1 tRNA gene and 1 rRNA gene are annotated in these 473 nt (G+C 52.6%); both read right to left on the reverse strand.

The annotated features are described in order from the left end of the window. Positions 1-52 precede the first annotated feature (52 nt). A tRNA-Asp gene (locus E0L35_RS25520) sits at positions 53-129 on the reverse strand. Positions 130-183: 54 nt separating this feature from the next. Beyond that, a 5S ribosomal RNA gene (gene rrf, locus E0L35_RS25525) occupies positions 184-299 on the reverse strand. Positions 300-473 lie beyond the last annotated feature (174 nt).

Consider the following 473-nt stretch of genomic DNA (forward strand, 5'->3'; position numbering starts at 1 on the left):
GATATACAGACGAAAAAAAACCTCGAGCGTTAACTCGAGGCTTCTTAATAAGTGGCGGAACGGACGGGACTCGAACCCGCGACCCCCCGCGTGACAGGCAGGTATTCTAACCGACTGAACTACCGCTCCACCGAATTCTTTTACAACCACCGGTTTTATGACCGGCTTACTGCTTAATTTGATGCCTGGCAGTTCCCTACTCTCGCATGGGGAGACCCCACACTACCATCGGCGCTACGGCGTTTCACTTCTGAGTTCGGCATGGGGTCAGGTGGGACCACCGCGCTACTGCCGCCAGGCAAATTCCTGTGCTCTGTCCTGTGTCTTTTGTGCTGATACTGCGTCGGCTGCATTCGCGAAAGTCAGTCACATACTTCAGTATGCTCCTTCCTTCGCTTCATTTGCCGCCTTGTCTCAGCGCAAAATCCTTCGGACTCTGAATCAAAGCTGAAATTCTCTCAATCCGCCAAAAC

The sequence above is a fragment of the Halomonas sp. ATBC28 genome (assembly GCF_005937175.1).
GTDB classification, from domain to species: domain Bacteria; phylum Pseudomonadota; class Gammaproteobacteria; order Pseudomonadales; family Halomonadaceae; genus Vreelandella; species Vreelandella titanicae.